At 68.5% G+C, this 7,563-nt stretch carries 8 protein-coding genes; 1 reads left to right on the top strand and 7 read right to left on the bottom strand.

All coding sequences use genetic code 11. From position 1 onward, the window contains the following. Positions 1–37: 37 nt before the first annotated feature. Positions 38–1,471 (bottom strand): argininosuccinate synthase, encoded by a 1,434-nt coding sequence (gene argG / locus ACNPNP_RS16280; protein WP_448967072.1) that lies wholly within the window; start codon positions 1,469–1,471, stop codon positions 38–40. An 87-nt stretch (positions 1,472–1,558) separates the two neighbouring features. On the opposite strand from argG, the gene ACNPNP_RS16275 reads away from it, so the two are divergent. Beyond that, complete coding sequence (locus tag ACNPNP_RS16275) at positions 1,559–2,263, top strand: ZIP family metal transporter (protein ID WP_448967071.1); 705 nt, start codon at positions 1,559–1,561, stop codon at positions 2,261–2,263. 23 nt (positions 2,264–2,286) lie between these two features. Here the strand turns inward: ACNPNP_RS16275 and ACNPNP_RS16270 are convergent, their stop codons facing one another. From ACNPNP_RS16270 to ACNPNP_RS16245, 6 genes are read right to left on the bottom strand one after another with little or no spacing between them, the layout of a single operon-like run. After that, positions 2,287–3,399 (bottom strand): hypothetical protein, encoded by a 1,113-nt coding sequence (locus ACNPNP_RS16270; protein WP_448967070.1) that lies wholly within the window; start codon positions 3,397–3,399, stop codon positions 2,287–2,289. Further along, positions 3,393–4,196, bottom strand: coding sequence for a hypothetical protein (locus tag ACNPNP_RS16265; protein ID WP_448967069.1), 804 nt, complete (start codon positions 4,194–4,196; stop codon positions 3,393–3,395). The genes ACNPNP_RS16270 and ACNPNP_RS16265 overlap by 7 nt, the downstream gene beginning before the upstream one ends. Continuing rightward, on the bottom strand, positions 4,193–5,224 hold the full coding sequence (locus tag ACNPNP_RS16260; RefSeq protein WP_448967068.1) for a vWA domain-containing protein: 1,032 nt from the start codon (positions 5,222–5,224) through the stop codon (positions 4,193–4,195). The genes ACNPNP_RS16265 and ACNPNP_RS16260 overlap by 4 nt, the downstream gene beginning before the upstream one ends. Next, a complete protein-coding gene (locus ACNPNP_RS16255) occupies positions 5,221–6,207 on the bottom strand; it encodes a VWA domain-containing protein (protein WP_448967067.1) in 987 nt (328 codons plus the stop codon). The genes ACNPNP_RS16260 and ACNPNP_RS16255 overlap by 4 nt, the downstream gene beginning before the upstream one ends. Next, a complete protein-coding gene (locus ACNPNP_RS16250) occupies positions 6,198–6,689 on the bottom strand; it encodes a hypothetical protein (RefSeq protein ID WP_448967066.1) in 492 nt (163 codons plus the stop codon). The genes ACNPNP_RS16255 and ACNPNP_RS16250 overlap by 10 nt, the downstream gene beginning before the upstream one ends. After that, positions 6,676–7,563 carry a DUF58 domain-containing protein gene (locus tag ACNPNP_RS16245; protein WP_448967065.1) on the bottom strand — a complete coding sequence of 296 codons (888 nt, stop codon included), beginning with the start codon at positions 7,561–7,563 and terminating at the stop codon, positions 6,676–6,678. The genes ACNPNP_RS16250 and ACNPNP_RS16245 overlap by 14 nt, the downstream gene beginning before the upstream one ends.

The raw sequence follows: 7,563 nt of genomic DNA, 5'->3' as shown, positions 1-7,563 counted from the left end.
CCCCCCCCGAACGTGAAGGTCTCAGAAAGTGGGTGTGTCAGTCGGTGCCGGAGTCGAACGCCGCACCCTCGGACGCCGTGTCGACGGCATCCGAAAGCTTCTCGTCGGTATCCTCCACCGAGCCCGTGATCTCGGATGCCTCGCCCGCGGTGACGCGACCGACGAGCTCGCCCGTGGCGCCGCCGACGAGGCCGAGGCCCGCGTACTGCTCGAGGCGCGAGCGCGAATCGGCGATGTCGAGGTTGCGCATGGTGAGCTGGCCGATGCGGTCCACGGGGCCGAAGGCCGCGTCGCCGACACGCTCCATCGAGAGCTTCTCGGGTCCGTAGGAGAGGTTGGGGGAGACGGTGTCGAGGATCGTCCAGTCATCACCGCGGCGCAGGCGGATCGTGACAGTGCCGGAGATCGTGAGACCCACCCAGCGCTGGATCGACTCGCGCAGCATGAGCGACTGCGGCTCGAGCCAGCGTCCCTCGTACATGAGGCGACCGAGGCGGCGGCCCTGCTCGTGGTAGGTCGCGAGGGTGTCCTCGTTCAGGATGCCGTTGACCAGGCGCTCGTACGCGATGAAGAGCAGCGCCATGGCCGGGGCCTCGTAGATGCCGCGCGACTTCGCCTCGATGATGCGGTTCTCGATCTGGTCGCTCATGCCGAGGCCGTGGCGTCCGCCGATCGTGTTCGCCTCGTTCACGAGCGCGACAGGATCGGAGTACTCGACACCGTTGATCGCGACGGGGCGGCCGGCCTCGAACGTCACGGTGACGTCTTCGGTCTCGATCGCGACGGAGGAGTCCCAGAACTTCACGCCCATGATGGGATCGACGGTCTCGAGCGAGACGTTCAGGTGCTCGAGGGTCTTCGCCTCGTGCGTCGCGCCCCAGATGTTGGCGTCGGTCGAGTACGCCTTCTCGGCGGCGTCGCGGTACGGGAAGCCGTGCTCGACGAGCCATTCGCTCATCTCCTGGCGGCCGCCGAGCTCGGTGACGAAGTCGGCGTCGAGCCAGGGCTTGTAGATGCGAAGGCGCGGGTTGGCGAGCAGGCCGTAGCGGTAGAACCGCTCGATGTCGTTGCCCTTGTAGGTGGAGCCGTCGCCCCAGATGTCGACGCCGTCCTCCTTCATGGCGCGCACGAGCATGGTGCCGGTGACGGCGCGACCGAGAGGCGTGGTGTTGAAGTACGTCTTGCCGCCGGAGCGGATGTGGAACGCGCCGCACTGCAGCGCGACGAAGCCCTCTTCGACGAGCGCGGTCTTCGCATCGATGATGCGGGCGATCTCGGCGCCGTACTCGAGCGCGCGGCCGGGGATGGACTCGATGTCGTCCTCGTCGGGCTGGCCAAGGTCACCGGTGTACGTGCAGGGGATCGCGCCCTTGTCGCGCATCCATGCGACGGCGACGGAGGTGTCGAGTCCTCCGGAGAAGGCGATGCCGACGCGCTCGCCGACGGGCAGGGACTGGAGGACCTTGGACATGACGTCCAGTCTATCGGCGCGCGGCGTGTCGCCTGTTCGGTGCCGGACCTGCCACGAACGAGCGGATGCCGGGGCTAGGGTGTGGGCATGATCGAGGCGGTGCTGTGGGGCGCGGTCGCGGCCGCGCCGCTGTTCGTCGGTGCGGTGCTCGCGCTGCTGCGGACCTGGCCGCCGAAGTGGCTCGGGATCGTGCTCGGCTTCGGGGCCGGAGCGCTCATGGCGTCGATCGCGTTCGAGCTGTGGGAGGAGGGGCTGCAGCTCGGCGGTCCGATCCCGCTCGTCCTCGGCGTCGCCGCTGGCGCGCTCTGCTACTACTTCGCCGACCGGATCGTCGAGCGCCGCGCCTCCGCATCGCAGGGGTCCGCCGGTGGCCCGCTCGCCGTGGGGGCGCTGCTCGACGGCATCCCTGAACAGCTCGTGCTCGGCATCGGACTGGCCGCCGGCGAAGGGGTGAGCGTCGCCCTCGTCATCGCGATCGTCGTCTCCAACCTGCCGGAGTCGATCGGCTCGGCCGCCGACCTGCTGGACGGCGGAATGAAGCGCTCGCGGGTGCTGTCGCTGTGGGGAGCAGTGGCCGTCATCTGCGCGATCGCGACGATCGCCGGCTATGCGCTGGCGGATGCCGTGAGCGCCGAGTTCAGCGCCGGAGCGAGCGGCTTCGCCGCCGGTGCGCTGCTGGTCATGCTCGTCGACTCGATGGTGCCGGACGCCCAGTCCAAGGCCAAGGAGGCGACGGGCCTTGCCACGGTGCTCGGATTCGCGCTCGCCGCGGGGCTCTCCTTCGTGGCGTGAACCGCTCCGCCGCGGCCAGGCGCTCAGTACCCCGGGTACTCCTTCATCCGCGTCTCGAACTCCTCGCGGTCCGCCTCGCTCAACAGTTCGGGAGCGAGGAAGTAGATCTGCAGACCCTCCAGCGGCTCACCCGTGCGGGCGCTCTGGGCCTCGCGCTCGCCGATGAACTCTCCCGTGCTGTCGTGGGAGGTGTCGTAGATCACGGCGTAGAAGCGCAGCGGATCCGGATAGTTGTCCGAGTAGTACTCCCAGGTGTTCTGCGAACGCGGATCGGCGCTGCCGTAGAACTTCTCCTGGATCGAATCGTCCATGCCCGAAGAAGGCTCGTTGAACGAGTACAGGTCGTACATGCCGTACTGCGTGACGACGTCTTCGATGACGTCCATCACGGCGACCTTGCGGTCGTAGTCCTGGATGGGCTCGTTCGTCATCCACGGCACGGAGGTGTACTGGACGAGCATGGATTCCCCGCCGTAGCCGTTGCGCTCAGGGCGGAGGTTCTCGGTGCCGGCCTCGGTCCACGTGTAGCCGTACTGCGCGGAGAGGCGGCTGCGGATCTCGGCGAGGATCTCCTCGCTCTGCGTGCGCACCTGTTCAAGCGAGGGCTGGGCGAGGATCGTGCTCGACGAGAGGTCCTTGATCCCCGGGTACGCCTCCTCGTGCTTCTGCTCCTCGGTCTTCTCGCCCTGATAGTTGCCCGATGCCGAGGTCTGCAGCGCGCTCATCGCCCCGACGGTGGGGACGTTGAGCAGCAGTGTGACGACGAGGGCGGATGCCGCGAGCACGCGCCCGCGTCGGGAGAACAGGGCGGCGATCACGACGGCGAGCACCACGAGCTGCAGAGTGAGCATGGTCACGCCGTACAGCGCGTCGGTGCCGCCGGCGAGCAGCGTTCCCAGCAGCACGACGGCGAAGAGGATGGCCGTCACGAGAGCGATCCACCCGATCACGCTCGCAGGCTTCTTCTCGTCCGGCTCCTGCGCGCTGCTGAAGACTGGCAGCGGGGCGCCCTGCGGCAGCGCGGCGGGGATCTGCTGCACCCGACGGGCACCGTGATATCCGCCGGGCGGTGGCACAGGAGGGGCGCCCTGGGTGCCGGCGATGTAGCGTGCGCGCTGCTTCTCGGGCTCTACCATGGCTTGTCCGTCCCGCCGCCTGGGCCGTCTTCGTCGCCCTGGTTCTGCTCGCGCTCCTCGGCGCCCTGATCGAGCTTGTCCTGCAGTTCGTCGAGCTTGTCCTGGCCGGGCTGCTGCGGCTGCTCCTGCTCCTCGCCCTCGCCCTCGGAGGGCGGCGGCTGCTGCTCCTGGGCCTGCTGCTGCTTCTCCTGCAGCCGGTCGCCGAGCTCGTCGATCGTCTCGCCCATGCTGCGATCGGGGTCGGGCGATTGCGCATCGGCCTCTTCGCTGTTGCACTCCTCCGGCGTATCGGCGGTGATCTGCAGCGCTTCGCCGTACAGGGCCGCGCCGCCGAGTCCATCGCCGCCGTCGACCGCGGCATCGCCCTGACGCTCGATCACGATCGCGAGATTCACCCGCACCGCGCAGACCTCGAGACCCTGTGCCAGCGGGAGAGCCTCTTCGAGCTTGACGCGTGCGCCGTCAAGATCCTCGGATCCCGCCAGAGCTGTGCCGACGTTGTACGGCGCCTTGTAGGGCTCGAACCAGTTCAGGAACTCCTGGCCCTCGGCCGCGGCCGTCGACCCAGCGTAGTCGTCGACGACGTAGGCGGTGATCGCCTGGTGGGCGAACGCGTACATGCTCAGCAGCTTGCCGACGAAGAGCAGCGCAGCGAGCGTGAGCGGCAACGTGCCGATCGCGACCCAGCGACGGATCAGCCGTCGTCGACGATTCGCGGCGAGCAGAGCTGCCGCGGCATCCGGTGCGACGGTCGCAGCCGCTGAATCGGTCAGTGGGGTGGTCGTCTGCGAGGTCATACGTCACCTCCCCGGGTGGCGAGTCCGCGCATCTGCGCGATGAGGATCGTGGCGCGGGCGATCTCGACGCCCAGCAGCACCACGATCACGAGGGCGAAGATCCAGTACAGCTCGATCACGTTGCCCACTGACCCGGACTCGGTGTAGTTCGTGGTCGTGGTCGGCGCTTCCGGGAGCTCGATGTCGGCGTCGGCGGAGCGCAGCTGGTACGGCACGCCGAGGTCGTCTGCGATGGTCTGCAGATTGGCTTCGTCGATCACCGATCGCGCCGGCTCGCCCTGATACTCGATGTACTCGCCGCCCTCTTCGGATGCCGCGAAGCTCCCGGAGGTGACCTTCATCGGGCCGCCCTCGCTCGTGCCGTAGCCGAGAACCGCCCCGCCGTCGGTGAACTCGGCGCTCGCGGAGAACGACTCGGGTTCGGTGCTCACCGTCTGTTCGCCGTCGCCCAGATAGAACACCATCCGGGAGCGGTCGGGGGCCGATTCCGCGGCAGCCGCGAGCGTCTCCTCGACCATGGCGCTCGCGATGCCGATCGAGCTGCCCTGAGACTGCGCCGTGACCTCGGGACGCAGCACCTCGAGGGAGGAGATGAGCGCGGTGGCGTCGGTGGTGAGCGGCAGCCTCAGCTCGGCGGCAGCGTCGAAGCTGATCAGCGCGAAGCGCGCGCCGGGGTACTCATCGACGATCGACTGCACGTCGGCGCGGACGCCGTCGAGCCGTTGGCCGTCGCCGTCCCAGTCCTCCGCCACGATGCTCGCGGTGGTGTCGACGACGATGAGGATGTCGGTGTCTGTCGCGAGGGTCTCGGTCGCGCCACCGGGGATGCCGGGCCGCAGCAGCATCATGAAGCAGGCCACGAGCATCAGCAGGCGCAGCCCCCAGATGAACGGAGGGGCCCCGGTGCCGGCATCCGCCGCCCCGGCCTGAGGCCGAACCGCCTTCACCAGCATCCACACGACGACGAACGCGACCGGTGCGAACAGCAGCACCAGCAGGAAGATGTTGAGCACGGGTTGGAAGATCACAGCCTGACCCTCCACAGCAGCACCAGGAAACCGAGGGCGGCGACGAGCAGCACCGCGATCCAGAGGTTCGGGTTGTCGGTCCACACGACCTGCGCCTGACCGCGCAGCTCCGTCGCCTCCTGCTCCTGCACGTCCTCGATGATGTCGGAGACGGTCGTCGTGTCGCGCAGACCGTATGCCTCGCCGCCGGTCGTCTCCGCGGCCGCGACGAGTTCCGCGCTGATGTCGGTGTCGACGCCCTGCACGGGGTTGAGTGCGAAGACGCGCACGCCGACGGAGGCGGCGTAGTTCGCTGCCTCCTCGAGGGTGACGATCGAGTCGCCGTTCACCTCGTTGTCGGTGGCGAGGATGATCGAGCGGGAGCGCTCGTCGTCGAGGTGATCGAACCGCATGGCGCACGAGGCGAGCCCATCACCGATGAGCGAGGCGCCGGGGCCGTTGAGCGTGCCGACCCAGTGCTCCGGAACCTCTTCGAGGTAGTCGAAGCTCTCCCTGATGCTCTGCAGGTGCTCGCGGATGAAGTCGTAGTCGTCGGTGAGCGGGAAGATCTGCACCGGTGAGCTGTTGAAGATCGTCAGGCCGATGCGCTCGCCCTCGAAACCGTCGAGCAGCTCTTCGAACACTCCGAGCACCTCGACGTCGACCTCGCTCATCGACCCTGAGACGTCGAGGCACAGCATGATGTCGCGGCTGGTGTTGACCGGCTGGATGGTCTCGGAGGCCATGGGGCGTGCGGCCACGATCCCGGCGGTCACGCTGGCGAGCACGCCGAGAGCCAGCACACCCGCGAGGGCGACGGTGCGGCGCCGGACGGCGTGCTGGAACGACGGCAGTGCGCGCAGCCGCTCCGCCCTGGCGATCGGGGCGCTCTGCTGTTCACGGTGGCGCGCGCCGCGGCGCAGGCCGATCGCGAGTCCGACCCCGATCGCGATCAGGATGACGGCCACAGCGATGAGGAGCACCCACCAGTTCGCTAGTGCCATGAGCCCACCACCTTGTGCGCTGCCTCGGCGCCGGCGATCGGGTCGACCGCCGGGCCCTTGCGGAAGATGCTGGGGTAGTAGTGCCGCTGCAGCGCGTCGATCAGCGACGGCGGCACACCGAGGCGCACGAGGTCGTCGAGCGCGAGCACGGGGGCCTCGAGGCCGCTGTACTCATTGACGAACGTGCGCACGACGCGGCTCAGCTCGAGGTTGGCGTGCCGCGCGGTGAGCGACCCGCCCCGGTAGTCCGCCTCGATCTGGCCGATGCGCTCGTGGTACTCCTGCCGCAGCTGCGTGAGCACGTCGGCGGTCATCGGCGCAGAGCCCTGCGCGTCGCCCTGCATCACGATGCCGCGCCGCGGCTTCGTGAGGAAGAGCAGCAACCAGGCGGCCACGATGAGCACGGCGATGATGCAGAGTGCCAGCAGCATCCATCCCCACCCGTACTGCGCGGGTGGGTAGAGCTCGTCAGTTCCGGACATGCGCCCTCCGGTTCAGCATGCGCAGCAGCTGGGCCACCGCGTCATCCTGGGTGTCGAGGGCGGTGTGGCTGATCTCGAGGCGATCGAGCAGTTCGTTGAGCCTGGCGGCATCCGCCTGTGTCCTGGCGATGAGCTCGCCGAGCACCTCGCGGTCGCCGTGCACGAAGTCGGGGACGGCCCATCTGGTGTTCACGTCTGCGCGCACCGAGTGCGATGCATGATCGAGCACGGGGTCGGCGTCGCGGAGAGTGATCCACAGCACATCGTGCTGCACGCGCAGCCGGCGCAGCATCCGCTCGGTGTCATCGGTGACCGGCGCGTCGTCCGTGATGATCACGACGATGCAGCGCCGCGCGATCGTGCGCGCGACGAACGAGAGCAGAGCGTCCCGGTCGCTGGGCGCTCGACCCTCCGAGATGGCCTGATCGATCGTGCGGAGGGCGTGCTCGAGCGCCCCTTCACTACGGCCCGGTGCACGTCGACGCACGCCCTCGGCGTCGCCGTGGACGACGCTGAAATCGTCGCCGTGTCGCAGGGCGAGGATGCCGAGAGCACCTGTGGCGAGGATCGCGAGGTCCTTCTTCGGCTTCTCATCGTGCGCGAGCGCCGTCATGGACCTGCCGGTGTCGACCACGAAGAGCACGGTGTGCATCCGGTTCGCGCGGTGCCGTTTCACGAGCGGGGTGCCGAGGCGCGCAGTGGCTCGCCAGTCGATGTCGCGCACCTGATCGCCGTACTCGTACTTGCGCAGATCCTCGAAGTCGAGGCTGCGCCCGTGCAGCAGCGACGCGTAGGCGCCGTCGAGCGCGTGCATCGACTTCTGCGACGAGTGGATGAAGAGCTTGCTCTTCACCTGGGTGATCAGGCTGGCCAT

The organism is Microbacterium xerophyticum (assembly GCF_053543555.1).
This window is presented reverse-complemented; position numbering and strand designations above follow the sequence as displayed.